The 25,464-nt window shown below is 30.8% G+C and carries 21 protein-coding genes; 12 read left to right on the forward strand and 9 right to left on the reverse strand.

The window, feature by feature from the left end; translation table 11 throughout:
- Positions 1-365 precede the first annotated feature (365 nt).
- Complete coding sequence (locus tag V9L04_RS13165) at positions 366-1,493, forward strand: acyl transferase (protein ID WP_338790272.1); 1,128 nt, start codon at positions 366-368, stop codon at positions 1,491-1,493.
- Between the two features lie 60 nt (positions 1,494-1,553).
- Here the strand turns inward: V9L04_RS13165 and V9L04_RS13170 are convergent, their stop codons facing one another.
- Both V9L04_RS13170 and V9L04_RS13175 read right to left on the reverse strand, forming a co-directional pair.
- A complete protein-coding gene (locus tag V9L04_RS13170) occupies positions 1,554-1,931 on the reverse strand; it encodes a hypothetical protein (RefSeq protein ID WP_338790273.1) in 378 nt (125 codons plus the stop codon).
- A 114-nt stretch (positions 1,932-2,045) separates the two neighbouring features.
- Positions 2,046-4,334 (reverse strand): carboxy terminal-processing peptidase, encoded by a 2,289-nt coding sequence (locus tag V9L04_RS13175; protein WP_338790274.1) that lies wholly within the window; start codon positions 4,332-4,334, stop codon positions 2,046-2,048.
- A 342-nt stretch (positions 4,335-4,676) separates the two neighbouring features.
- On the opposite strand from V9L04_RS13175, the gene V9L04_RS13180 reads away from it, so the two are divergent.
- The 4 genes from V9L04_RS13180 to V9L04_RS13195 all read left to right on the forward strand — a co-directional run bounded on the left by V9L04_RS13180 (position 4,677) and on the right by V9L04_RS13195 (position 9,656).
- Complete coding sequence (locus V9L04_RS13180) at positions 4,677-5,381, forward strand: FkbM family methyltransferase (RefSeq protein WP_338790275.1); 705 nt, start codon at positions 4,677-4,679, stop codon at positions 5,379-5,381.
- A 9-nt stretch (positions 5,382-5,390) separates the two neighbouring features.
- A complete protein-coding gene (locus V9L04_RS13185) occupies positions 5,391-6,212 on the forward strand; it encodes a hypothetical protein (RefSeq protein ID WP_338790276.1) in 822 nt (273 codons plus the stop codon).
- Positions 6,213-6,355: 143 nt separating this feature from the next.
- Complete coding sequence (locus tag V9L04_RS13190; RefSeq protein ID WP_338790277.1) at positions 6,356-8,284, forward strand: O-antigen ligase family protein; 1,929 nt, start codon at positions 6,356-6,358, stop codon at positions 8,282-8,284.
- 250 nt (positions 8,285-8,534) lie between these two features.
- Positions 8,535-9,656, forward strand: a complete 1,122-nt coding sequence (locus tag V9L04_RS13195; protein ID WP_338790278.1) for an MBL fold metallo-hydrolase — start codon at positions 8,535-8,537, stop codon at positions 9,654-9,656.
- Between the two features lie 71 nt (positions 9,657-9,727).
- Here V9L04_RS13195 and V9L04_RS13200 read toward each other — a convergent pair whose 3' ends face one another.
- From V9L04_RS13200 to V9L04_RS13215, 4 genes are all read right to left on the reverse strand, one after another.
- Positions 9,728-10,186 carry a hypothetical protein gene (locus V9L04_RS13200; RefSeq protein WP_338790279.1) on the reverse strand — a complete coding sequence of 153 codons (459 nt, stop codon included), beginning with the start codon at positions 10,184-10,186 and terminating at the stop codon, positions 9,728-9,730.
- Positions 10,187-10,373: 187 nt separating this feature from the next.
- Complete coding sequence (locus V9L04_RS13205) at positions 10,374-11,558, reverse strand: hypothetical protein (protein ID WP_338790280.1); 1,185 nt, start codon at positions 11,556-11,558, stop codon at positions 10,374-10,376.
- Between the two features lie 713 nt (positions 11,559-12,271).
- Positions 12,272-13,708, reverse strand: coding sequence for a C1 family peptidase (locus V9L04_RS13210; RefSeq protein WP_338790281.1), 1,437 nt, complete (start codon positions 13,706-13,708; stop codon positions 12,272-12,274).
- 333 nt (positions 13,709-14,041) lie between these two features.
- Positions 14,042-14,365, reverse strand: a complete 324-nt coding sequence (locus V9L04_RS13215) for a hypothetical protein (RefSeq protein WP_338790282.1) — start codon at positions 14,363-14,365, stop codon at positions 14,042-14,044.
- A gap of 243 nt (positions 14,366-14,608) precedes the next feature.
- Between V9L04_RS13215 and V9L04_RS13220 the strand changes: the two genes are divergently transcribed.
- The 5 genes from V9L04_RS13220 to porV all read left to right on the forward strand — a co-directional run bounded on the left by V9L04_RS13220 (position 14,609) and on the right by porV (position 21,153).
- Positions 14,609-15,682 carry a nucleotidyltransferase domain-containing protein gene (locus tag V9L04_RS13220; protein ID WP_338790283.1) on the forward strand — a complete coding sequence of 358 codons (1,074 nt, stop codon included), beginning with the start codon at positions 14,609-14,611 and terminating at the stop codon, positions 15,680-15,682.
- Positions 15,683-15,874: 192 nt separating this feature from the next.
- Positions 15,875-16,879 (forward strand): WYL domain-containing protein, encoded by a 1,005-nt coding sequence (locus V9L04_RS13225; protein ID WP_338790284.1) that lies wholly within the window; start codon positions 15,875-15,877, stop codon positions 16,877-16,879.
- Between the two features lie 679 nt (positions 16,880-17,558).
- Positions 17,559-18,380, forward strand: a complete 822-nt coding sequence (pyrF, locus tag V9L04_RS13230) for an orotidine-5'-phosphate decarboxylase (RefSeq protein ID WP_338790285.1) — start codon at positions 17,559-17,561, stop codon at positions 18,378-18,380.
- A gap of 138 nt (positions 18,381-18,518) precedes the next feature.
- Complete coding sequence (locus tag V9L04_RS13235; protein WP_338790286.1) at positions 18,519-19,595, forward strand: hypothetical protein; 1,077 nt, start codon at positions 18,519-18,521, stop codon at positions 19,593-19,595.
- 367 nt (positions 19,596-19,962) lie between these two features.
- The gene (gene porV, locus V9L04_RS13240) at positions 19,963-21,153 is read left to right on the forward strand and encodes a type IX secretion system outer membrane channel protein PorV (RefSeq protein ID WP_338790287.1); all 1,191 of its coding nucleotides are present in this window, start codon (positions 19,963-19,965) and stop codon (positions 21,151-21,153) included.
- A 99-nt stretch (positions 21,154-21,252) separates the two neighbouring features.
- On the opposite strand, the gene V9L04_RS13245 is transcribed toward porV, so the two are convergent.
- Positions 21,253-21,720 carry a DUF4293 domain-containing protein gene (locus tag V9L04_RS13245; RefSeq protein ID WP_338790288.1) on the reverse strand — a complete coding sequence of 156 codons (468 nt, stop codon included), beginning with the start codon at positions 21,718-21,720 and terminating at the stop codon, positions 21,253-21,255.
- Positions 21,721-21,984: 264 nt separating this feature from the next.
- On the opposite strand from V9L04_RS13245, the gene V9L04_RS13250 reads away from it, so the two are divergent.
- Together V9L04_RS13250 and V9L04_RS13255 are read left to right on the forward strand one after the other, a co-directional pair.
- Positions 21,985-22,461 (forward strand): GNAT family N-acetyltransferase, encoded by a 477-nt coding sequence (locus V9L04_RS13250; RefSeq protein ID WP_338790289.1) that lies wholly within the window; start codon positions 21,985-21,987, stop codon positions 22,459-22,461.
- Positions 22,462-22,702: 241 nt separating this feature from the next.
- On the forward strand, positions 22,703-23,383 hold the full coding sequence (locus tag V9L04_RS13255) for a DUF1361 domain-containing protein (protein WP_338790290.1): 681 nt from the start codon (positions 22,703-22,705) through the stop codon (positions 23,381-23,383).
- A 59-nt stretch (positions 23,384-23,442) separates the two neighbouring features.
- On the opposite strand, the gene V9L04_RS13260 is transcribed toward V9L04_RS13255, so the two are convergent.
- Both V9L04_RS13260 and V9L04_RS13265 read right to left on the reverse strand, forming a co-directional pair.
- Positions 23,443-24,615, reverse strand: coding sequence for a zinc-dependent alcohol dehydrogenase (locus V9L04_RS13260; RefSeq protein WP_338790291.1), 1,173 nt, complete (start codon positions 24,613-24,615; stop codon positions 23,443-23,445).
- Between the two features lie 289 nt (positions 24,616-24,904).
- Positions 24,905-25,450, reverse strand: a complete 546-nt coding sequence (locus V9L04_RS13265) for a SiaB family protein kinase (protein ID WP_338790292.1) — start codon at positions 25,448-25,450, stop codon at positions 24,905-24,907.
- Positions 25,451-25,464 lie beyond the last annotated feature (14 nt).

A 25,464-nucleotide genomic window follows, 5' to 3' on the forward strand; every position in this document is an offset into this window, starting at 1 on the left:
CGGAAAAAACAGCGACTTGTTATTCTCCTCGCCATTGTCGATGTTCCCACCGACGATTTTTAGCTTATTAGATTTTAAATTTATCAGTTTATTGTTAATCTAACAAGTATCGTAATTTTTTATGAGAATAAAAATTGTTATTTCATTTTTATACTTGTTTTAGCTACTTTTAAATTACTTTCTAACAGTTGTTGAAAGGTTATCGAAAATAGTATTCCTTTCTTAACGAAAAAGAATGTTTTTAGTTTTTTTTTACTGGTTTTACTGGTTCAAGCGTCGACGCTTGAACCAGTAAAATAAATAGTTAGTTCGTAATTTTTAATTAGCGACGCTGATTATTTCATAATTCGTCATTGATTTATAATATGCATGAAAATTTTATAAAAAAGTATAAAGAGAGTATTTTCTCTATTCCAAAAAACGATTTTGAAGCATTTGAAAATAAAGCTTTGGAGTTATTTTATTTTCAATCAGAATACAATCCTGTTTATAAGCAGTATATAGAAAAATTGAATATTAATCCGTCAGAAATAAATTCTATTTATAAAATTCCATTTCTGCCAATTCGTTTTTTTAAGTCACATACTGTACAGATAGAAGGTGTAAAGACAAATCAAATTTTCACAAGTAGTGGAATAACAGATTTGACACAGAGAAGTAAACATGCCATTTCGGATTTGCATTTTTATGAAAAATCAAGCCAATTTATTTTTGAAGAATTGTATAAAGAATACGGACAATTAAGTGATTTTCAGATTTTTGCGCTGCTGCCGTCTTACTTAGAACGTGATGGTTCTTCGCTAATTTATATGGTAGATTATTTTTTGAAAAATGCACAACCCAATTCAAATTATTTCCTGTATGATTATGAAAAATTGAAGAATGAATTAGAAAAAGCAACTATAACAAATCCTACAAAACCAATTCTTTTGCTAGGTGTAACATTTGCACTTTTAGATTTTGCTGATTTTTTGAAAGAAAAATATCCTAACTATTGCTTACCTAAAACTAAACGATTTGAAAGTTTAGAACCAACTCTCACTAAAAAGAATGAAATAATTGTGATGGAAACAGGAGGAATGAAAGGACGAAAAAAAGAAATGGTAAGAGAAGAGGTTCATCACATTTTAAAGACTGCTTTTGGTGTTTCTGCAATTGATTCAGAATACGGAATGACAGAGCTTTTATCTCAAGGATATGCAATTAAAAATCTAGAAAAAAATAATTTAGATGATAATGAAATTTGGTTTCAAACTCCTTCTTACCTCAAAATTATTATTCGTGATACAAATGACCCTTTTGAATTGAAAAATATAGAAAATGAATCTGAAATTCAAAGTGGAGCAATCAATGTCATAGATTTGGCTAATGTAGAAAGTTGTGCTTTTATAGAAACACAGGATTTAGGTAAAATAAATGCCAAAGGAGAGTTTCAAGTTTTGGGACGTTTTGATTATTCTGATGTGAGAGGATGTAATTTGTTGATTCTCTAATTTTCATATAAAAAAACAGCATAATTTCGAAGTGAAACTATGCTATTTTTTTGATGGGATTTATCTCTCATCTTTCCAAATTCTTTCTACAAACTCTGCTTTATCAAAATCTTCACAAACAAATCCTGCTATTCCACCCGAACGGCATACTACTTCACAGTCAGCGTTTATGATAGTGTACATTTTATCAGGGTACGTTTCTCCACCTTCTTCTAAGAAAAAGACATACTGACCTTTATATAAAAACTTGTCTATGTATGCTCTTGGTTTTTTAGGAGAATCTTGTAAAGTCATTTCTATAAAACTTTTGACAGATTCACATTTCAATACTTGATGTAGTGCATCTTTATTTTCTGACTCACTTGAAAACTCTTTTGTTTGGTAGCAAGAAGTAAATAATAATAAAATAAAGAGAGGATAAAAAAATAGTGTTTTCATTGCTTGGTAAATTTATGATTGAAAAAATAGAATCAAAAAAAAGAGTTTGATTTTTTCAAACTCTTTTTTTTATACCTCATTGACGGTTTCATTTGAACCTCAACAATGGTTAATTTACTGTACTTGGTTCATAATACGGATAGCTTCTAGTAAATGAATATCTTTTTTGAGTTCTTTCTCAAATTTATTAAAACTAGCTTGCTTTACTGTATCTGCTTTATTCTCTTCCAAGTCTTTCTTTAGAGCTAAGATTTTAAGAGTTTCGTCTGCCTGTACCAAGTTTTCGTATTTCTTAGATTCTTCTTCTAAAGTACGTTGTAAGTCTCTATATTGCTGCAAGTTAAGCGAATAAAGCGTTTCGTTTCTTCGTTTATTCAGACGTTGTGCATTTTCATCAATAGAAGAGAAAATAGTGTTTTTAGAAACTCGTTTGTCTGTTTCTTTCTGAACTTTATCCAATTTGTAATTTGGAGACCATTCTTGGTATTTTGCTTTTCTAATTTCATCCCATTTTAGTGCATATGGTTCTTGCTCTTCGCCAAAATCTATATACGAATACATATCTGGAAGTGTAATATCTGGAACAACTCCTTTAAGCTGAGTAGCTCCTCCATTAATACGATAATATTTCTGAATAGTGAGCTTTAAAGCTCCTAAAGGCTTAATACTAGCATATTCTTCGCCCAAAACTCTATCTAAATCAAGGAAGTTTTGAACTGAACCTTTTCCAAAAGTAGGACTTCCAACGACAATACCACGATTATAATCTTGAACAGCAGCAGCAAAGATTTCAGAAGCCGAAGCACTAAATTCATTTACCAAAACAATCAAAGGTTTATCAAAAACTACTTCTTTGTCATTGTCAGAATAAACTTTTGGTAGACCACCACGAGCTTTCACTTGTACTACAGGACCTGTTTCGATAAATAAGCCGACAATATCAATCACATCTCCTAACGAACCTCCACCATTATTTCTCAAGTCCAAAATTAGGCTTTCTACATTAGCTTCATTGAGTTTGATGAGTTCTTCTTTCATATCTCTTGAAGAAGTACGTCCATTTTTATCTTGAAAATTAGAATAAAAAGAAGGAAGTTTTATATAACCAATTTTCTTTCCTTTTTGAGGTTCTAAAACAACAGATTTGGCGTATGTTTCAGCCAACACAACTACATCACGAATGATTGGAATTATCTTTGTTGTTCCGTCTACTTTCTTAACTGTAAGACGAACTTCTGACCCTTTTTTTCCACGAATAAGCTGAACAGCATCATCTAAAGGCATATCAATAATAGAAACAGGTTCGTCATCTCCTTGTGCTACTTTTTGGATAATATCGCCTTCTTTTAGGTCGCCTTGTTTCCAAGATGCACTCCCTGGAACGATATTCATTACTTTTATTTCGCCTTCACGTTCTTGTAGTGTTGCTCCAATTCCTTCAAACTGACCTGAAAACTGAATATCAAAATTTTCTTTGTCTTTTGGTGGATAATATTCTGTGTGTGGGTCGTAAGCACTTGTAATGCTGTTTAAATATAGATTTCTCCAATCTTTTTTCTTTAAGCGATACATGCGTTTAAAAAACTCATCTTGATTTTTTTGTACACGCTCACGAGCATCTTTTTCTAATTCAGCCAATGATTTTGCTTTATAGCCTTTTTCCTCTTTTTGTTTTTTCTCTTCGGCTTGTAACAAATCATCTAAACGAACCATCACCTGATATTTTAAAAGTTTGCGCCAAACCTCTTTTTGTTCGGCTTCATCTTTCGCATAAATTGCTTTGTCGCCATCTAATTCAATTGTCTCATCTTTAGTAAAATCAAAAGGTGTTTTGAGAACTTCTGTACTTATTTCTTCTGATTCTTTTAATCTTTGTTCGAAGATTTCATAAGCTGTATTAAAGAAGGCGTAATCGCCTTGTAGAGCTTGGTCATCGATTAGATTTTTTTGAGCTTCAATTTTCTTAAAGTCTTCTTGTGTAAAATAACGCTTGTTGTTATCCATTCGCTTCAAAAACAAATCAAATGTTTTGGCTGCAAAATCGTCATCTAAGGCTAAAGGCTGATAATGTTGTTGTGTTAGAGCTTGCACTAAAAGAGTAAGCAAAAAGCGATTTTTCTCTTCATTATCTTCATCTGGATTGTCTAAAGTAGCCAAATTTGGATATTGCAAGGCTACATTCTGAGCAACCATCTCTATTGGAACTTGATTAGAATCTAACTCTTGAGCTTCAGCAGTATTTTGATTTTGATTACAAGAAGACAAAACCAAAAGAGCAAAAGCTCCTACATAGCCAAATCTGAAAGTAGATTTAATTTTGGAGTTAATGGATTGCTTTGTTTTCTGAAAAAGTGTGCTATCATTTTCAGTAGTTGAATATATATTTTGAAGGTATGTTTTCATGTATAAATTAGTAATGTTGGATAACTTGAATGAAAGCGAATAAAAATGGTAAATCAACGTTATGGTATTTTACTGTTCCTATTTTTATATCATTTGAACTTGAATAAACTAGTCTAAAAAATTAAGCCAAAATACACACTATTTTTCAAAAAAAGCTATTCAGAGGTTTTAATTTGCTTTATTTTTGATTTAACAGATTAGAAATAACATTTGTTAGTTTTTCAATCAAAAAAAGACCTTCTCTAATAAAGTTACCCAAAAACAAAGTATATCTGATAAATAAAATTTTATAGGCTTATTTTTTGCCTTTAATTTTTGTGTTATCGTTATAATAACAGAACTTTGTCATTTCATTCTAAACCTCATCACATGTTATTTAGAAAAGCAAAACCCTCTGAAAAAGAGTTGCATCAAAAAGTCAGTTATTCACAATCGGGAGAAGATTTGATTATAGATTTTTTCTTTACTGCTCGTAAGATAGATAAGCCTTCTTATATTGATATTGGTGCATACCATCCTTACAAAATAAGTAATACAGCACTTTTTTATGAAAAAGGTTCAAGAGGAATTATTATCGAACCTAATCCTGATGGGTTTGAAAAATTTACTAAATATCGTCCAGAAGATACAAATTTGAATATTGGTATTGGTAACGAAGAATCTGTTTTGGCTTATTACTCAATGAATTCGCCTACACTAAATACTTTTTCTGAAGAAGAGGCTAAAAGATATGAGGAAAAAGGTTCAGCACGCATAGAAAAAGTAATAGATGTACAAGTAAAAACATTGACGTATGTTCTTGAACAATATAATAAAAGTGTTTTTCCAGATTTCTTATCATTAGATGTGGAAGGTTGGGATTATCAAATATTGGAATCTCTAAAGCAATTTCAAACCACTCCTAAGCTGGTTTGTGTAGAAACATATAGCTATACAGAAGGCTATATCTACAAAGAACGATTTGATAACTTAATGAAAGAGTTAGGTTATACAATCTATGGAACGACAACTATTAACACTATTTATGTAAAAAATGAATTATTTTAATATCAATTTATGAAAAATATACAAAAAATAATATATATCCTTCTTTGTCTATCTGTGTTTACATCTTGTATGATGCAAGCAGAATTAGACTCTATACAACCTAATTCTGTACAGGTAAAACAAGGAACAGCTCCTATGCAAAACCAATCTACACTAGTAGAATATGGTACATTGAGAATTTTGAAAGATTCTGTAACCAAAAGTTATACACTTACAAATACAGGTGAACAAATGCTTTACTTTAGTCAAATTACGAGTGATAGCCCAGATTTTTTTGTGAAACTAGAAAAAGATACAGTTGCTTTACTCCCTAAACAAAGCCTAAAATTTTCTGTTACTTTTGCGCCCAAATTAGGAGGAACAACAATAGGAAAGATTAGTTTTTCTACAAATGACCCTGCTTTTCCTGTATTTAGTTTTGGTGTAAAAGGACAAGCTGTTGCCCCTCCTGAGATTATAGGAAGTGGTTCTCCTCAATTTAATGAACTAAATACAGTAGATTTGGGAACAAATGATTTGGGTGAAGATTTGGGAAATGCAACTCGTTTTACTATCGAAATTAATATTGACGACCCTTATGATAGAATAAACGCATCAGGACTTAGTGTTAAGTTAGTACCTATTTTTAGTAATGGAGATAGACCTGAGCCTATCACAAAAACTCCTAGTGAAATTACGCTAAGCGAGGACAAAAAACGCCTTATTTATAGTATTCCTATTCAATTTGGAAGTAGCACTTTTCTAGACATAGAGACAACACTTATTCTTTCAAACGGAGATGTATCTAATGTGTTTACAACTCGTGTAGAAAAACCAGCAGCAGCAGAATAAATAAGTTCAGCTTCAAAACAAGAAAAAGACATTTACTATTTTTATAAAAGTAAATGTCTTTTTTATGGATTATAAAATCTCTCAAAAAATCAATACATTTGAACGACTAAAAATAAATTCTTTTTCTATTTGACTTCTTTTTAATGAATCCTTCTAAATGGCTTTGGCTTGCTAGTCTTGCTTTTCTTCCCTTCTTATTTGCCAAAAATGGACAAACTCAAATTGATTCTGTTCTTTTCAGAACAACAGTTTGGAGTGTGGTCAATTTTTTAATTTTGGTTTTTAGCTTTAAAGAAATACCTTTTTCCATATTCAAAAAAATAGGTATCGTTTCTTTTTTAGGTTATGCAGCAATCGGAATTTTTAGTTATTTCCTAGTTCATTTTTTATATGCTCCTTTTCAGCTTGAAGGAATTTCAGAGATTATACGACTGATTAATTGTTTTTTTTCCATCATTTTTTCTATTCATTTTATCAAAAAAGAAGAAAAATTACTGTCTTTACTTACCAAAATTATTTCGTTGCAAGCCGTCATTTTGGCAGTAATAGGGATTTTGCAATATATAGGAGCTTTGCAGAATTGTGCTGATGGAGTTGCTCCTTGTGGCTTTTTGGTCAATCGGAATCTTTTTGGTTCATATTTGGTGTTAGGACTTCCTTTTGCTCTCTTGGGCTTTCAGAATGCAATTAAGAAGCAAAATAAAGAGGAAAATAATTTTATTACCAGTATTTCTTATTTAGTTGGAATAATTTTTATTCTAATAGGAATTTATCTTTCTCAAACTCGTAGTGCTTATGTGGCAACAGCTTTTATAGGGCTTTTTTATGTGCTTTATTTCTTGCTCAATCTTCGCTTTTTGTATGTTGCGCTTACTGTTTTGGTTTTGGGAAGTGTTGGTGGTTTTGTGTTTTATAAATATTCAATTTTAAATACTGGAAATTTTGACCAAAACTCTAAAGAAAAAAGTTGGAGAGATTTGACACAAACAGATAGCCAAGCAGAACGACTTTTACTTTGGGAAAAAACACTTTCAATGATAAAAGAAAATCCATTTTTAGGAGTAGGTTTTCAAAATTGGAAATATCAAATTCCCAAATATAGTTTGGAAGGACTCAGAAGTGAAAAAAATGAAGTTAATGTACAACGTCCTCACAATGATTTTCTGTGGATAGCTGCCGAAAGTGGAATTATTACACTGCTTTTTTATCTTTTTTTGATGAGCTATTTGGTTTATGTCGGAATAAAGAACAAAAATATTTTGGTGCTTGTTGTTTTTGCTTTTCTAATTGATTCTGTTTTTTCTTTTCCAAAAGAGCGAATTGTCCATACACTAATTTTGGCTACCAGTATTGGAATTATTCTGATAGATGATAGAAAATTATTTAGTAAAAATTCTCTTTCAGAATCTAATACAAAGAAGGAAATTGATAAAATAGAAGAAATTAAGATAGAAGAAAAACCGATTATACAAAACTCAAAAAATAAGAAAAAAATTAAATCTAAAAATAAAAAAACAGGTTCAAAATCAGTTCAAAAACACATTGAAAAACCTAAAGTTATTCTTCCTACTTTCAAAACAATTCCTACTTATTTAGCCTATTTAAGTCTATTTGTATTAGCTATTTGTGTTTATATTTCCTTTGTTCAGAACCGAGATAAAGCCAAAACAATTGATTTACTTATCAATAATCAAAACCGAAATTTTAATGCTGTTTTGCCTTTGGCTGACCAAATAAATGACTATTTTGTGCCATCTGATTATTTTATCAATTCGGTTTATATGCATAAAGGTTATGCATATCTTAACTTAAAAAATCCCAAAGCTGCAAAAGAAAATTATCTAAAAGGATTAGAACAAATGCCTTATAGTATTGCACTTTTGAAACAAGTAGCTGTTCTTTATCAATCTGAAAAAAAATATGACAGTGCTATTTTTTATTACGATAAAATGCAAAAAATAATCCCTCATTTGCCTGAAACTTATCAACAGATGTATAATAATTATCTTCTGAAAAAGGATACATTGAGTGCAAAGGAAATGATAGAAAAATGCCCTGCTCCTTGTAAGTAATATTCGTTGTTGGTGTCGCTACGCTAAAACACCAACAACAGCATAATAAACCAACTATTCAACACACAACCTGCAACAATTGAAAATTTTAGGAAGTAAATACTTTGTTGAAAATGACTAAATTTTCATTAAAATGCCTTTTTTGTGAAACAAAAAATTATCTATTACGTTCATCTGTTCTAAATACTTTTTATAAATGAAAAAAAAATCACTTAAAAGGTCTGAAAAAACCTTTAAACAAAAATTGAAAATGTTTTTCAAACGAACTTTCTATACTCTTTTAGTTTTAACTATTATGCTTACAATTGCTACAAATCTTATTTTACGACAAGACAAATTTGGAAAACTTCCTGATGGAGAGCGTTTGGAACGCATCAAAAAATCGCCTAATTACAAGGATGGAGCTTTTCAAAATATTCATCATACCCCAGACCTTAGTGAAGATGCCAATTATTATACAGTTTTGAAAGAATTTGCTTTTGGAGATAAAAGCCGTGTTTCACCTGTCGATAAAATTCCTTCTACCAAAATTGATTTATTTGCTTTAGATGCAACTGAAAATGTTTTAATTTGGTTTGGGCATTCGTCTTATTTTATGCAGCTTGACGGAAAAACGATTTTAGTTGATCCTGTTTTTAGTGGTTCGGCTTCTCCTTTTTCATTTACAGTAAAGGCTTTTAATGGAACAGATGCTTACACAACTGATGATATTCCAGAAATAGATTATCTCTTTATTTCGCATGACCATTGGGATCATGTAGATTATGAAACGCTTTTAAAATTAAAACCAAAAATCAAGAATGTATTTTGTGGTTTAGGTGTGGGAGCACATTTTGAACATTGGGGATTTGATTTGAATAAAATTCATGAAGAAGATTGGAATACAGAAATTAAGTTAGATGACAATTTTGAAGTTCATGTTATTCCAACTCGTCATTTTTCTGGTCGTGGTTTTAAGCGTAATCAAGCTCTTTGGGCTTCGTATGTTTTGAAAACGCCTACCATGCAAATTTATATTGGTGGAGATAGTGGTTATGATACACATTTCAAAGAAATGGGCGATAAATTCGGAGTTTTTGATTTGGTAATCTTAGAAAATGGACAATATGATAAAAGTTGGAAATACATTCATATGATGCCTGAGGAGGTCTTAAAAGCTGCTAAAGATTTGAATGCAAAACGTTTATTTCCTGTTCACTCTTCCAAATTTGCTCTTGCTAATCATGCTTGGGACGAACCTCTAACAAAAGTTTCCACACTGAATCAAAGTTTAGAAAAACCATTTTCTTTAGTAACTCCAATTATTGGAGAGAAAGTAGAAATTCAAAATAGCAATCAACCTTTTGAAAATTGGTGGAAAGGACTGCAATAAATGAAGTTGTTTAAAAGTAAAAAAGGCTTTTTTCTATTCTTAAACAACTTCAATAAATATTTATCACTTATTTATTCGGCAATTGAAACTACATTGTTTTTATGTGTTACCCAATCTTTAGCTTCTTGCAATTGGTCAGGATTAAAAAAGTCGATATGAATATTAGGTTTAAAACTTGTTATTGAATTTTTAATAATACTTGTAACAGCTTTTTCTAGTGCATTAGATGAACTTATAACAGCACAATAGATATTATTTTGGCTTAAAATAGAATGAGCTTTTTTAGTCACATAAGAAACAAACCAAATTCTGCTTTTTACTTGAGTAGATTTTTGCTTACTCAAATCGAAAATGATGCTATTATATTTGTATTCTTCGACTACTTCTAAAAACTTAAGATTTGTAGTAGTATGAAACTCTTGAGTAATATCACCTCCTGTACTGATAAGAAGATATTTCTTTTGTTCATCAATATAAATTCTGTAAAAAGCATTTTGCTTTTCGTCTTTGTTTTGGTAAATCAGTTTCATAAAAGTTAAAAGTAAAATTAGAGTTAAAATAAAAAGAGAATTTTTTTAAAAAGGAAGTTTACCTTTTTTGTTATCTTAATTTTAGTGTTTTAGCAAATTAATAACAGCACCAAGTTTTCACTGTGTGAACTCGTTTTTTTCTAGTTTAGGGTTTATAAACTCTAAGCAAAATAAAATACTCTTTGGTCTAACAAATATTTTTTGAAAGTCCTAAATTTGTAAAATGAATTTCTTTCTTTTCCTCAGTAAAATTTTCTTTTAGTTTTCCGATTGGTAAAATATTACCTTTACATTGAAGGGTTGCAGCACTTAAATTAAACCTTTCAAAGGCATTATAATAAACATTTATCTGCTCTGATGATGGTATTCCCAAAATTGAAGGCAGACTATTATCCAAATGTTTCAAGAGTCCTTCTGCCATACAACACCACGAAGTAGTTGTTCCATTTTCATCATGATTAGCAAAATCAAAAGGAAAATCTGACAAATAACCTATAGTAGAGCAATCTATTAGACCTGCTTCACAAGGAACTATATCATTTTTTTCAATTACTCTCCCCCACGCTTCTTCTCTGTTCCAACAGTAAGGCTGACTATCATCTATCAATATTCTATTGGCAGGAATATCAGCAATTTGTATTACATCTTTACTGCTTACAGCACTGATTAATACCTTACTCTCATAAATAATACTGTCCTCTTTAATAGTCCCATCGTTATTTGTTGTCTCTAAAAGAACAGGAATATTAGTTATTAATTCTAATTCTTTTTTCAGATTAATTAATTCTGTTTCTTTACTAGGCTTATCTATGAGCAGCAAATAGTTGAGTTTCTTTTCTTTATTTATTAAAAGTCTTGCAAAAGCAGTTCCTACACTTCCTACTCCAAGTAGAGATATACCTTCATTTTGCATATCTACACCTAATTCATCTATCACTTTTTTATATGTCTTGTAGATAGAAATTGATGTAAGAGCATGCCCAGTAGTAATCTGGATTGGGTAATCCTTAAGAGCTTTTTTGAGATGTCTTCCATACCCTAATAGAGATGCTGTTAAGCCTCCTAAACAAACTATTTTTGTTTGTGACACAATTAACATTCTTACTACTTCACTCTCTATTAATAATCTTACCTTGCTTCTTGTAACAGGGTTGATTATTTTCTCAGCTAAACTAGGTATAAATAAAATTCCTACATTCAAATTATTAGTTCTGATTACCTCTCCAAAAACAGGTCTCATACATCCTAATAATTCAGCTTTTTCTTCAAGAGAAATTTTGTTTGCCCAAGGCAATAAACGAACTACATCTTCTTCATCTCTAGGATGAGTAAGAAGAACTACATCTAATTCTTTTGGTATATCATTGTACATAAGGCAATTTGAGCTTATTGTTTTTTTGTAAGTAATTGTTGGTTGTGTAGTAAAATTGTTTTTTATGTGGTTTGAAAAGTACAATAAGGTTTGTGTTTTGTAAAATAACTAAAAAGCCATACCTTTGACCTTATTGATAGTTCTCAAAAGTAATAAAAAATGACTTCTCTAACAAATTAAAAATACAATATTTTATTGAAAAGGTTATAAATTTTAAAAAATGCTTGTTTTTCGACTGTTTGTAATCTTAGTATGTTTATAATTTTGCTGCAAGTCGCAATCTAAAGAAGATAGTTTTGGTGATTTTTGAAGTTTTATAATCAATAAATGTAATTTAATTTATTGATTTACAGGTTTTTGTGGATTCTGAGAAGATATTTTAACTTGTGAAAGAGGGGAAAAAAGTGTTCAAATAAATCATATTTGTATAGACCTAATTGAAAGATTTTACTAAATAAGCAAAACAGTTTGCTAAAATCATAACATAAAATAATACCATAACTAGAATGCATAAATATATAGCAATCTAAAATAATCTTTTTGTGAAAAGACTAATTTGTTACAAAAAAAATCTGTATAAATTTGTGATGTATAGCCAACGAAAAAAGAGCCAAAAATTTAACTTGAACTTATTTGGATTCAGATAAATAGGTAAAATAAATACAATTTTTAAAAGAGTTTGTGTAGTATTTTTATAATACAAAAAAAAATATTTATTTATGTTCCAATTCTACCACAAAAAAAGCAGCTGTTCCTTTTAGCGAACTAGTAGAAAATTTTACTTCATTTTGAGAATAAGCAACTTCATTTGTACTGACTAATTTATTTCCTAAAACTTGCTCTAAACCTTCTTTAAGTGTGCCTTTTCGCTGTCCTAACTTCTGATAAATATCATTTATATCTAAAGGATAACGAGAATAAATAACACAAAAGTAATCTGTTCCAGCTACATTATCCATCGTTAGATAATGTTTTTCATCTGGAAAAGCAATTTCGCCATTATGATAAGGCAAAAATGGACTTATATAAGCTTTATGAGGAAAAACAACTTGTACGTTTTTGGTTTTATCAGTTGCAAAAGCATATACATAAGCAGGTTCGAAATTAGAAAGATAAAGACGGAAATTTGTGCCTCCACTAAAAGGTTGAGGTGTTTTGTAAGTAGCAACTCCGTTCTTTTTTAACTCAATTTTGTTTCCATTGGCAAGTTCAAAACGCAGACTCCCAGCTAGTAAAGGACGTTCTTTTTTAGGTTTATAATAAGGCACAAGTTCATACGCAAAACGCACAAAATCAGTAAACGTATCATATTCTATCCACGTAAAACCACCATTTGCCCAGCCTGTTCCCCAACTGTTCATTATTTCAAAAGAACCTTTTTCTCCTTTTTTATCATCAAAGCCAACGACACAAATAGCGTGTCCTCCCCATCCTTGACCAGCTATTTCAGTAGGTCGCCAAAATTCTTGTGCTTGATAAATTGAAGGAGGTGCTTCCATTCCTACTACAACAGGATTTCCTTCTGTCAAACTTTTTTTGAGTGCCAAAATTCGTTCTTCTTGTGTAAAACCAATATTCCACAAACGTACATAATCTTTTAGTTTATACTCTTCGGCTTCTTTGTAGGTTCTCTCAGGGACATAATCGACACATTGCTCAGGAAAACTACTGCGTTTTGCTACGCCATGAACCTGCATTTTTTTGAGTGCATCGGTCATAATTGCACCATACGTACAATCTTGGTCTTCTTCTTCTTTTACTAATTTATAAATAAATCCAGGGGAAAAAATGAGTTTGTCAATTTCGGCTTGTGAACGCAAATCTAATTGACGAGCTTCTAAAATCGTTCTTGCTGCATACGCTGTCGTCCAACCTACACATGTTCCATAACTTCCTTGGTCTCCAGGGGTTGGACAGTATTGTTTGAGTGAAACAGCAGAAGGTAGACCACGATAACTTTCTTCTGTTTGCTGAGATTTTAATTGAATTTTTTGACTTTCCTTTACTTCTTCTTCTAATAACAAACCTCTTCCATGATTATCAGCATTTGGCTTTTGTTGAGCAAAAAGTGAAATAGAACTAAAAAAAGCAATCAAAAACAAACTTAAAAAAGCATATTTTGAACTATATTTATAAAATAAAACTTTCATTTGGATAGAATTTATACGTAAAACAGACTTCCTAGTCTGTTGGGAATACTATATTTTGCACAGACTGGGAAGTCTGTGATACATTTTATACCAAAACGCAAAAGTAATGCCTTCATTGTATTCCTGTAGCTGACACTTTTCAAGTGTCATAATTGTAATAGCTCTCTCCTGCTTGAAATTTTTGGTCAAGTTTTTTTTAGATTTGCAGAGATAATAGTAAATAAAAAAGACCCACACTTGCAAGTCTGAATATCTGCTAAACTGATAAATCAACGCTTAACAGCTTGTTTTTTCAATTTACTCCAACGAGTGAAGTGAGGTGTAGATTTTCTTTTATTTATTGTTTTCATTAATCTCAACAGCTTGACCATTGATTACTCTGTATGTTTGAATTGGAGTTAAAGTAATAATATCATATCCTTTTCTTGTTGCGATTGTCTTAAAAGTCGAACCCTCTTTTAAACTACCAGTCCAATTTCCTAAGTATTGATAACTATCTTCAATCTCGTCTATTTCTTCAACGAATGTTGAATCTTTATAGAGTTTTAAAATTTTATGTTCAACATCTGTATCTATTTGAAATACTTTTATTGGTTTTTCACAAGAAGTTAATGTCAAAATCACCAAGGTAAATATTGAGAATAAGTATATTTTCATAGTGGTAGTGTATATGAAATATCGCAGATTTTATGTGCTAAATTTGTAATTTGTTTGAGAATGTACTTTTGTTTCTCGTTAGGTTTCATGAATTTGTATTTTGCTGTTACAAAACAATAGATACAAATCTAAAAAATAATGTAGTAGAAAAACACTAGAAAATCTAAAACTGAACTTAAATTTACATTTATTTGCTTTGATGGGGTGATTTTCCTTATTCTTTAAAAAACATTATTACAACTTATGATAAACCTAGAAACACTAAAAAAAGAAAATTTAATCCTCTTAGAAGCACTTGCAGGAAGTAAAGCCTACGGAACAGATTTGCCTACTTCTGACACAGATATAAAAGGAATTTTTATTCTACCAAAAGAAAAATTTTATGGTTTGGAGTATATTCCACAAGTGAGCGATGAGAAAAATGATGTTGTTTTTTATGAAATAAAACGTTTTATAGAACTTTTATCAAAAAATAATCCGTCTGCGATTGAGATTTTTCATACTGCCAAAGAAGATATTATCTACAAAAACCCAATTCTTGATCTTATAAAGTCAGAAGACATTTTATCAAAATTATGTAGAGATACCTTTGCTGGTTATGTCCTTACTCAAATCAAAAAAGCAAAAGGACTAAAAAAGAAAATTTTTAATCCGATGCCAAAAGAACGAAAAAAGGTATTAGATTTTTGTTATATCCTAACTGATAACGGAAGTATTTCTCTTCAAAAATGGCTCAAAACAAACGATTACAAACAAGAAAATTGTGGTCTTTCGTCAGTAAATCATATCAAAAATACGTATTTACTTTTTTATCATAATCAAAATGAACAAAATGACTTTTATTATAAAGGAATTCTGAAAAATATAGATTCGAATGAAGTCAGTTTGAGTAGTATTCCGAAAGGAGAAAATCCGATTGCTTATTTGTATTTCAATAAAGAAGGCTATGCAGCACATTGTAAAGAATACAAACAATATTGGGAATGGGTAGAAAAGCGAAATGACACACGCTATGAAAACACACTTGAACATGGCAAAAATTATGATGCAAAAAATATGATGCACACTTTTCGTCTTTTAGATATGGCAATTGAGATTTTAGAGAAAAAAGAAGTCATTGTAAAACGTCCAAATAGAGAAGAATTACTAAAAATCCGAAGTGGTTTTTTTACGTATGAAGAACTGATTGAGAAAGCAGACCATAAAATTGAACTCCTAGAAAAAGCCTATCAAAATTCTACTTTACCAGAATTTCCAAATGTAGAAAATTTAGAAAAGGCTTTGATTGAAATTAGAAGTAAGTTTTCCCACGAATAAATTTGTGGGTTTTATTTAGATAATCAAAAATAAATGTTATTTTTTTTGGCAATGCCCTTTTAAAATGCGTTTTTTGTTAGAATTATGATTTGATATAAAAGTTGTTTCGTTTTTATGAATCATCAAATTAAAATTGTAATTAGATACACTGATTATTTCATAATTCGTAATTTTTAATTCGTAATTGTTACCATGGCAGCTACCAAACTCGCTTTTTTTCGCTATTTGCTTATCGACCAAATGTTACGCAGCAAATTCAAACCTTTTCCTACCAAAGATGAATTGTTGGAAGCCTGTCGTGAGCGTTTTGGAGTTTCATCGGCTTCTACCATCGAAAAAGATTTGGCTGCTATGCGTGACGAATTTGATGCACCAATTGAGTACAGCAAAAAAATGAGAGGTTATTCGTATTCAGATACAAAGTACAAATTTTTGTCTGTCAATCTTTCTGACGATGAGCAACTGGCTATGGCTTTTGTAGAATCTCTTTTGGGAGAGTTTAGAGAACTTCCTATTTTTAATGAGTTTTCAGGGGCAGTAGATAAAGTCTTGGACGGAATGGAAATTGCCAAAAGCTCTGAAATACAAAAAAATGTACAGCGAATTATTCAAGTCGAACAATCGATTTATAAAGGAAAAGGAACGCACCAACTCAAAGATTTAATTTATCATATTTCAGAGCAGAATGTCATCAAAATATTCTATCAAAAACACAACGAACCACACACAAAACCATACAGCATTCATCCTTATTTGCTCAAAGAATACCGAAATATGTGGTATTTGATTGGTTGGGTACGCAAATATAACGAAGTCAGAACCTTTGGTTTGGATAGAATAATGGACATAGAACCCTCCGATGAAACTCTTTTTATGACTCCAGAACAAGCTCATTTTAATCCAGAAGAATTTTATCATTATTGTATTGGCGTTTCGGCTCTCAACCAAAAGCCAGAAGATGTAATTTTGAGTTTTGACCCTTTTCAAGGAAAATATATCAAATCACAACCTATTCATCACACCCAAGAAGTTTTGATAGAAGATGATAATGAATACAGAATCCGTCTGCATTTGATTGTCAATTACGAACTCAAAATGTTGATTTTGGGCTATGGCTCGTCCGTTCGTGTGATTAGTCCTTCTCCTCTTGAAAAGCAAATTCGTGCAGAGCTTCAAAATACATTGCAGCAGTATTGATTTTTTATAAAACTTTGTCAGTCGTTTTTTTTGGTAATCCAAAATAACTCTGACGTAGGGTGTTCAGAATTTCAAAAATTTTTCCTGCAAAAAATGATTCGTTGAAATCATTTTATTTTCTTAGAAATTTAGCTGCGTAGCTGCGTACTATTTGTAGTCATGAAGAAAATACATTATCAAAAAGCTGCGTAGCTGCGTAATATCGCTTTTTGATGTTTGAAAATCATAAAATTTCAATGTTTCGCAGCTACGCAGCTCTAAATTACATCTTAATTTATTCTTCTACCAATATTACGCTGCGATGCAGCTAAAATACACTACATTTCTAAAAAATAAATTTCAAAAATTGAGGGAAAAAATAAACAAATTCTAAATACCCTAACTCTGACAATAGTTGAAACTAATGATAGTCTTATGAAAGGAGTGTCAAAGTTTCTCAAAAAGTAATTAAAATTTATCTTGTATTTATCATACAAATCATAAAAATCACTCGCTAATCCTACCTAGTATTCCCCTCAAATTCCTCAAAAATAATTCTTCCTTTTTCTGATAAAAATAATGAATGAAAAACAAGCATTGAAAGAGTTAGATAAAAACACTATTTTTGTATAAAATTTATTCCAAAATTTAGATACCTCAACAACGACGAAGTCTCGTTGACGGTTAAAATACAAAAAAAGTGAACCGTACTAAACTTATTTCCCAAATAAAAGCCAAAAATTCCTATCTCTGTGTAGGTCTGGATAGCGACATCAAAAAAATTCCATTTCATTTATTAAATGCAAAAGACCCTATTTTTGAATTTAATAAAAGAATTATTGATGCGACAGAAAAATATGCCGTTTCTTACAAAATCAACACTGCTTTTTATGAAGCTCTAGGAACAAAAGGCTGGGAAAGTCTTCAAAAAACGATTGACTTTTTACCTCATGATGTCTTTATTATTGCAGACGCAAAACGTGGCGATATTGGAAACACATCTTCACAGTATGCAAAAGCATTTTTTGAAAATCTAAACTGTGATGCCGTTACGGTTGCGCCTTATATGGGTGAAGACTCGGTAAAACCTTTTTTAGAAATAAAAGATAAATGGACAATTTTGTTGGCTCTAACTTCCAATTCTGGAGCGCAAGATTTTGAAATGTTAGAACTCAAAAATGGTAAAAAAGTCTATGAAGAAGTGTTAGAAAAAAGCCAAAACTGGGGAACAGACGAAAATCTAATGTATGTAGTAGGCGCAACAAAGGCAGAATATATTGAAAACATTCGTAAAATAATTCCAAATCATTTTCTATTAGTTCCAGGAGTAGGAGCGCAAGGAGGAAATTTAGCAGAAGTTTCGAAAGCAGGACTTACAAAAGACTGTGGGCTTTTAATAAACTCTTCCCGTCAGATTATTTATGCCAGTAAAGACCGAGATTTTGCAGAAAGGGCAGGAAAAAAAGCACAAGAAATTCAAGAAGAAATGGCGATTCAGTTATCAGTTATCAGTGACCAGTAACCAGTTGAATAAAGTTAGAAGTCGGAAGTTAGAATTTAGATTTAATGAAATTGCTTATTTTCATTCTCTATGTTCTCCGTAACTCTGTGTTTAAAAAATGTATTCGTATTTTCCTAATTTCCAATCCCTAATCCCGATTTGCAACATTTCAAACATCATCAAATCGATAAGAAAAAATGGGATAAATGTATTTCTTCATCAAAAGAAAATATTATTTATGCCTTTTCTTGGTATTTGGATTGTGTTTCTCCAAATTGGGAAGGATTTATTTTAGAAGATAATGAGCAAAATTATGAGGCTGTCATGCCACTTCCTGTCAAAAAAAAATATGGAATTTCATTTTTGCAGCAACCTCTTTTTGTACAACAATTAGGTGTTTTTTCTACTAAAAAATTATCTACTTCGGAGTTTAAAACCTTTTTGATTTTACTTCAAAAGAAATTCAAATTGGTTTCGAATTACCCTTTCAATACTACAAATTGCGAAGAGTTTTCAACTGAATTTGAAGAGGTATTTCATCACAAAGTAGATTCTAATTTAAAAAACTTTAAAAATCATCATCTTTCTGTACAGCAGAATTATCTTAAAATTCGTCAAAACTATAAGAGAGATACAAAATACAGAATCAACCAAGCTCAAAAACAGAATTTTAAAATTATCAAAAAAACAAAAGTTGATGATATAGATTTGGTTTGGCAGTTTTTTGAAGAAAGTGTTTTTTTAGAAAATGGAATTTCAAATCAAGCAAAACCAGTTTTAAAAAAACTTTTCCATATTCTGAAAGAGAAAGAACTTGCAGAGTTAGTTTACATTCAAAATAATGAAAAGAAAATTGTAAGTGGAGTTTTGTTGGTAAAAAGCAAATCATTGTATCAAGAAAATTCTATTACAAAATGGATTTATTTATTCAATGCAGCCAAACCAACTTATAAAAGAGATGAAAGTAGAAGATGGTTTTTAGATAAATTTATTCAAGAAAAAAGTAATCAAGAGGAGTGTTTTTTAAATGGAAATAATTTTGATATTCAAAGTGAAGATATAACTTATGAAACAATTTTAGATTTTGAATCGGCACAAGAGAAAGAAGTTGCTCGTTTTTATGCTAGTTTTGGAAGTGAAGAAAAGACTTTTTTTGTGGTAGATTATAATGAATTACCATTTTATATAAAACTTGCCCAAGAAATAATTCAGTTTATTAATAGAAAAATACTATAAAGTAAGTTTCAAGAAAATAATTTTAAATTTTTCTCCTATTTTTTCAATGTTTTTATAGATTTAATTCTCTTTACTATCGTTTAATAGATTTTTTTTATATTTTTGTAAACGGTCATTAAATATCCACTTTTACCAAACCCTTTGGTATTTTCCTTAGTTACGTGCTGATTTAGCCTATGAAAAAAACTTTTACTTGTCTTTTATTTTGTCACAACTAGTTTATTCAAAAAAATATAATTTTATCTTAACTAATTAGGATAGAAATGTTATTTTATTAAAACAAAAAAAAGATTTAATGAGGCTTAATCCCTTCAGCTTTTAACTAAATTAGATTCGAAATTTATATTCTTAAAAATTAAATAATTGTATGCAAATACGTAAAGTTCTTGCAGCCGTTTTGGGTTGCTTAGTAGTGAGTTTTTTTTACTCACATTTTAATACAGTTTCAGCTCAAATTGGTATTGATTCTACTGGACGTAGAGTTATCACAACTGCTGTTCCTATTTTATTAGTTGGTCCTGATTCTCGTGCTGCTGGTATGGGAGATTTGGGAGCTGCTACTTCACCTGATGCAAATGCTGCACATTGGAATCCTTCAAAATTAGCTTTTATAGAAAATGATTGGTCTTTTGGTGTTTCTTATTCTCCTTGGTTACAAAAATTGGTAAATGATATGTGGTTGGGCTATGTAAGTGGCGTAAAACGCATTTCAAAGACGCAGACAGTAGGTGTTTCTTTTCGTTATTTTGATATGGGAAGTCTTCAATTTACAGATGCTAGAGGAGAACCTCTAAGAGATTTTAACCCTCGTGAAGCAGCTATTGATGCAACTTTTGCTCAACAGCTTTCTAAAAAATTAAGTATTGCAGGTACGTTTCGTTATATTCACTCTAATTTAGCAGGAAATGTAACCAACAACGGACCAGTAGAAAATGTTAAACCAGCTAACACAGGTGCAGTAGATGTGTCGATGTTTTATAAGAGCAAACTAAACTTTAAAAGTTTTGAAGGAGATTGGGCATTAGGTGTAAATATTTCAAATATTGGTGCGCCAGTAACTTATAATGATGCAGCACAACAAGATTATTTGCCTGCCAACTTACGTATCGGAACGGCTTTTAATGCAGAGTTTGATGAGTTTAATAAACTAACTCTTGCTTTTGATGTAAGTAAATTACTTGTGCCTACTCCTGAAAACACAGCCTCTAATGGAAAAAATGATCCAGTTTTATCTTCTATCTTCAAATCTTTTGGAGATGCGCCTGATGGTTTTGGCGAAGAAGTAAAAGAAATGATTTTTGCTGTAGGTGCAGAATATTGGTATGCCGATTTGATTGCGCTTCGTGGAGGATATTTTCATGAAAACCAAGAAAAAGGAAATCGTCGTTACTTTACAGTAGGTTTGGGCTTGCGTTATCAAGTTTTTGGTTTTGATTTCGCTTATCTTATTCCAAATCAACAACAACATCCACTTGCTGATACAATTCGTTTTTCTCTTTTATTCAATATGAATAAAGGGGATAAATTAGATGCGCCCGAAGACGGAGTGACAAACTAATTATTAGTTATAAATAATTAATGTCCTAATCTAGCAAAAAACAAAAAGCCATTTCTAACTAAGTAGAAATGGCTTTTTGTTTTTTTAGGTATAAAAAAATCATCTCAAACGGTCTGCACTACGCACCATATCTTCGTCTTTTTTGATAAAACGAACAGAAAGCCAATTAAATAAAATGGCTGCCACAGGTAAGTAATAACCGTACGCCATAGTTCCTCCTACCTCAGGAGAAAAAATGTCTTGTGCTTGGAAGGTTATGAAGGTAGCAATACCAATAAAAGCAGCGATGAGAAGAGTACAAAAGAGTGCAATTTTCATCTGAAAACGACGATTTTTGAAATTAAAAATATTCCAAAGAGCTAAAATAGCTGTCAGACCTGCAATAACGGCGAGGTAAACTGTTGTTTGTTGCATAACTGTTTCCCCTGCTGAAGTTTGTATCATTTCAATAGCATTCATCTCAATTTTGTTTGTACCATCTACTTTTCCCCAAATAGGAAGAAAAACAGTAAGTCCCATTAAGATAGAAACCATCAATAAAAAAATACTTTGAATACGCTGAATCATAATTTTATGAATTTTATGAATGAATCAAAGACAATTACGAGTTACGAATTACAAATTAATCTAAGTAAATAAATTTTTTTATTAGTTAATAAGTCGTTCAAAATTTGAAAGTATTTTTAGTAAAACGTTGTCCTTTGTAAATTAAATAAATTATTTTTGTGGCTGCAAAATTACAGAACTTAGTCTAAAAAGTGGTATTAGATTCTGAAATCTTTTTTATTTAATCCTTAAAATCTCTTTTTTATTTATTTTATCTCCTCTATTATGAAGATTCAGCTTTTTGATTCAACAGCATTAGAAAATTTAGAACGTGCTTTTTCTATTCGTAGAATTGTTTTTATTGAAGGACAAGATGTTCCTGAAGAAGATGATTTTGATGGACTAGATGAAATCGCAACTCATATTCTAGCAATAGATGAAAGTAATTATGATAATGAGAAGACAGTTGGAACAGCTCGTTTTAGAGTAACTGAAAAACACAAAGATAATTCTCCAAAAAAAATAAAATTAGAGCGTTTTGCTGTTTTGGAAGAAGCTAGAGGAAAAAAGATAGGACAAAAAATGGTAGAATTTGCATTAGAACAAATCCAAAAAAAGGAAGAGTTCAAGACCGTAGAAACAATTTATTTACACGCTCAACTTGCTGCCGTTTCATTATATGAGCGTTGTGGCTTTAAAAAAGACGGAGATATTTTTGAAGAAAGTGGAATTATGCACTACAAAATGATTTATAAAGTTTAAATTACGAATTACGAATTACGAATTTTTCTTATTGTAAAACCTTTATTAATGTATTAGTAGAATCGTACTACTCTACTATTTTTAAAAAGTAATTTTTAGTTGCGGCATGACGTAATTTTTGAAATTTTTAAAAAAAATGTCAATATTTTTCACAGTACCTTTTACTTTTTCTACATTGTGTTTTATTTGTAAGTGAAGTGATACAATTAATTTGCTTTAGTGCTTATTTCAACTTATAATTATGATAAATACATTCAAAATTCATCCTAGAATACAAGAAACTTTATTTTTAGGATTTGTTACCTTAATATGCTTCGGACTTTCTGTATTTCGTTATTCTTACACAGGTTCAAAAGTGTTTTTATTCTTGAATTGGAATTTATTTTTGGCGTGTGTTCCTTGGTTGCTGACCAGTTTTGTAGCAATTACTCCCAAGATTGGAAAAAGTAAAATTATTTTAGCTATTCTTTTTTTTGTTTGGCTTGTATTTTTTCCTAACGCCCCTTACATTCTGACTGATTTGTTTCATCTACGTCTTAAAACTTCTATGCCTGTTTGGTTTGATTTGTTTCTGATTCTTTGTTTCGCTTGGGCAGGTTTACTTTTTGGTTTTCTGAGTCTTTGGGATATAGAACAGCTCCTAAAAAATCAAACAAAAAATAAAGTTTCTTCTTTTTGGATAACTGCTACAACTATATTTTTCCTGTTTTTAAGTGGTTTTGGAATTTATATTGGCAGATATTTGCGTTGGAATACGTGGGATATCATCAATCAACCTTCTGCTCTTTTTAATGATATTACTCTTCGTTTTACTAATTTAACAGAATATCCTCGGATGGTGGGAATGACAATTTTGATGGGCATTTTTCTAAATATTCTTTATTTTTCTTTTCGTTTTATTAGAGAAAGAAAAAATTTTTAAATATAAAAAAACCTATTTTACATACATTGTAAAATAGGTTTTAATCATATAGGTATAAATTAAGGAGTCAATACAACCTTAATACATTTGTCTTGTTTGTCTCTAAATGTTTTATAAGCCTCTGGAGCTTCATCTAATTTTAGACGGTGTGTAATGAGGAAAGACGGATCAATTTCTCCTCGTTCTACTTTTTCTAAAAGTGGTTTAAGATAATGTTGTACGTGTGTCTGACCCATTTTGAAGGTAAGCCCTTTATTCATAGCAGCACCAAAAGGAATTCCATCTACTACACCCACATAAACTCCTGGTATAGAAACCGTGCCTCCTTTTCTACAATTTTTAATAACTTGCTGTAATACATAAGGATGAGGGCTATGTAAATTAACAGCTTTTTCTATCTTATCTTTTGCATTCTCCAACATTGTTCCATGTGCTTCTGCTCCTACTGCATCTATACAACTTGCAGGGCCAAAACCATCTGTCATGTCTTGTAAACGTTCATACACTTCTTTTTCATTAGTAGTGCGAATTACTTCTGCCTTTCCATATTTTTCTGCCATATCTAATCGTTCTTCTACATCATCTATAGCAATTACCCGTCCTGCTCCCATCATCCATGCGCTCTGAATAGCAAACTGACCTACAGGACCACAACCCCAAACAGCTACTGTACTTCCTTTTTTAATTTGGGCGTTTTCAGCTGCCATATATCCTGTTGGAAAAATATCAGATAAGAATAATACTTGATCATCACGAAGCGAATCTGGTACTTTTATAGGACCATAATCAGCAAAAGGGATACGTACATACTCTGCTTGTCCACCAGCATAGCCACCTAACATATGAGAATATCCAAAAATACCCGAAATACTATGTCCTAAGTTTTCTTTAGCTTGCTCTGCATTTCGGTTTGAGTTGTCACAAAGCGAGTATAAATCATCATCACAAAAATTACAATGTCCACAAGCAATAGTAAAAGGAACAACAACTCTGTCTCCTTTCTTAAAGTTTTGTATAGATTTTCCAACTTCTACTACCTCACCCATAAACTCATGACCTAAAATATCTCCTTCTTTCATTGTAGGAACCATTCCTGCCAATATATGCAAATCAGAACCACAGATTGCTGTTGCAGTTACCTTTATAATAATATCGCCTTGATCTTCAATAATAGGATCATCTACCCTATCAATTCGAACATCGTTTTTACCATGCCAACAAAGAGCTTTCATAAAAATTGGTTTTTATAAGTTTAAAAAATGATTGAATAATATGATTATTTTAATAATCAATTATAGAACAAACTTGCTTTGTTTAAGAATGTTTTATATGAGAAGTGCTTTTTTGGAAAAAGCTAAACAAGACATAATTAGGATTATTCGTAAAGAGTCTATTTTTTCTTATGTTATTCTATCAGAAAAGAGAATACCAAGTAGTTTATTTATTAATATTTGAGACTTATTACTACGCTGGAAAATAGTATGCGAGAAGAATTTGATAAAAATAAAGAAAAAATAATTTTTAAAATACCTCAAGTCGATTCATTTTTACTTGAATAGAAAAGTAAGCCATTTTTTCATTTTTTTCTGAAACAGTAAATTCAGTTTCTAATGGATTATTAGATTTTCTGACCATTTCTATAAAGCCAATATTTCCTCCATAGTGTCCGTCCTGACGAGTAGCTCTTCGCTGTGAACGATAAAAAACACGCAAGTCTTTAGGGTTTAGTGAATTGATATGTTCACAATGTTTTTTCATTTTTTTTATTTTTCCAGCTTTTATCTTGTTGGCAGCTGTAAAAATATAATGTGTGTCTGTTTTTTGTACGACAAACATTCCATAGCCTACCTCTCTTCTGTCAGCAACAGAAAACTCTCTTTTTTCAGAATAATGATTGATATTCTGTCCTAGTTCGATAATGATAGCAAAAAGACGTTTACTAACTAAATAATCTTCTTCAGCTTCACGCAATCGTTTTGCCATCGTTGCCAAAATAGTTTGAGACATTGCCCCTTGATACATCAAAATGACATCTTTATGAGCTAAGGAAGGATATAAATCAAGCATATTCAGTTATCAGT

Origin of the sequence: Bernardetia sp. MNP-M8 (assembly GCF_037126285.1) — a bacterium.
In the GTDB taxonomy this organism is placed as follows: domain Bacteria; phylum Bacteroidota; class Bacteroidia; order Cytophagales; family Bernardetiaceae; genus Bernardetia.

What these genes read in the sequence shown, in the direction of transcription:
- V9L04_RS13165 (WP_338790272.1), top strand. Translation starts at nt 366, where the DNA reads ATGCATGAAAATTTTATAAAAAAGTATAAAGAGAGTATTTTCTCTATT.
- V9L04_RS13170 (WP_338790273.1), bottom strand. Translation starts at nt 1,931, where the DNA reads ATGAAAACACTATTTTTTTATCCTCTCTTTATTTTATTATTATTTACT.
- V9L04_RS13175 (WP_338790274.1), bottom strand. Translation starts at nt 4,334, where the DNA reads ATGAAAACATACCTTCAAAATATATATTCAACTACTGAAAATGATAGC.
- V9L04_RS13185 (WP_338790276.1), top strand. Translation starts at nt 5,391, where the DNA reads ATGAAAAATATACAAAAAATAATATATATCCTTCTTTGTCTATCTGTG.
- V9L04_RS13190 (WP_338790277.1), top strand. Translation starts at nt 6,356, where the DNA reads ATGAATCCTTCTAAATGGCTTTGGCTTGCTAGTCTTGCTTTTCTTCCC.
- V9L04_RS13195 (WP_338790278.1), top strand. Translation starts at nt 8,535, where the DNA reads ATGTTTTTCAAACGAACTTTCTATACTCTTTTAGTTTTAACTATTATG.
- V9L04_RS13200 (WP_338790279.1), bottom strand. Translation starts at nt 10,186, where the DNA reads ATGAAACTGATTTACCAAAACAAAGACGAAAAGCAAAATGCTTTTTAC.
- V9L04_RS13205 (WP_338790280.1), bottom strand. Translation starts at nt 11,558, where the DNA reads ATGTACAATGATATACCAAAAGAATTAGATGTAGTTCTTCTTACTCAT.
- V9L04_RS13210 (WP_338790281.1), bottom strand. Translation starts at nt 13,708, where the DNA reads ATGAAAGTTTTATTTTATAAATATAGTTCAAAATATGCTTTTTTAAGT.
- V9L04_RS13215 (WP_338790282.1), bottom strand. Translation starts at nt 14,365, where the DNA reads ATGAAAATATACTTATTCTCAATATTTACCTTGGTGATTTTGACATTA.
- V9L04_RS13220 (WP_338790283.1), top strand. Translation starts at nt 14,609, where the DNA reads ATGATAAACCTAGAAACACTAAAAAAAGAAAATTTAATCCTCTTAGAA.
- V9L04_RS13225 (WP_338790284.1), top strand. Translation starts at nt 15,875, where the DNA reads ATGGCAGCTACCAAACTCGCTTTTTTTCGCTATTTGCTTATCGACCAA.
- porV (WP_338790287.1), top strand. Translation starts at nt 19,963, where the DNA reads ATGCAAATACGTAAAGTTCTTGCAGCCGTTTTGGGTTGCTTAGTAGTG.
- V9L04_RS13245 (WP_338790288.1), bottom strand. Translation starts at nt 21,720, where the DNA reads ATGATTCAGCGTATTCAAAGTATTTTTTTATTGATGGTTTCTATCTTA.
- V9L04_RS13250 (WP_338790289.1), top strand. Translation starts at nt 21,985, where the DNA reads ATGAAGATTCAGCTTTTTGATTCAACAGCATTAGAAAATTTAGAACGT.
- V9L04_RS13255 (WP_338790290.1), top strand. Translation starts at nt 22,703, where the DNA reads ATGATAAATACATTCAAAATTCATCCTAGAATACAAGAAACTTTATTT.
- V9L04_RS13260 (WP_338790291.1), bottom strand. Translation starts at nt 24,615, where the DNA reads ATGAAAGCTCTTTGTTGGCATGGTAAAAACGATGTTCGAATTGATAGG.
- V9L04_RS13265 (WP_338790292.1), bottom strand. Translation starts at nt 25,450, where the DNA reads ATGCTTGATTTATATCCTTCCTTAGCTCATAAAGATGTCATTTTGATG.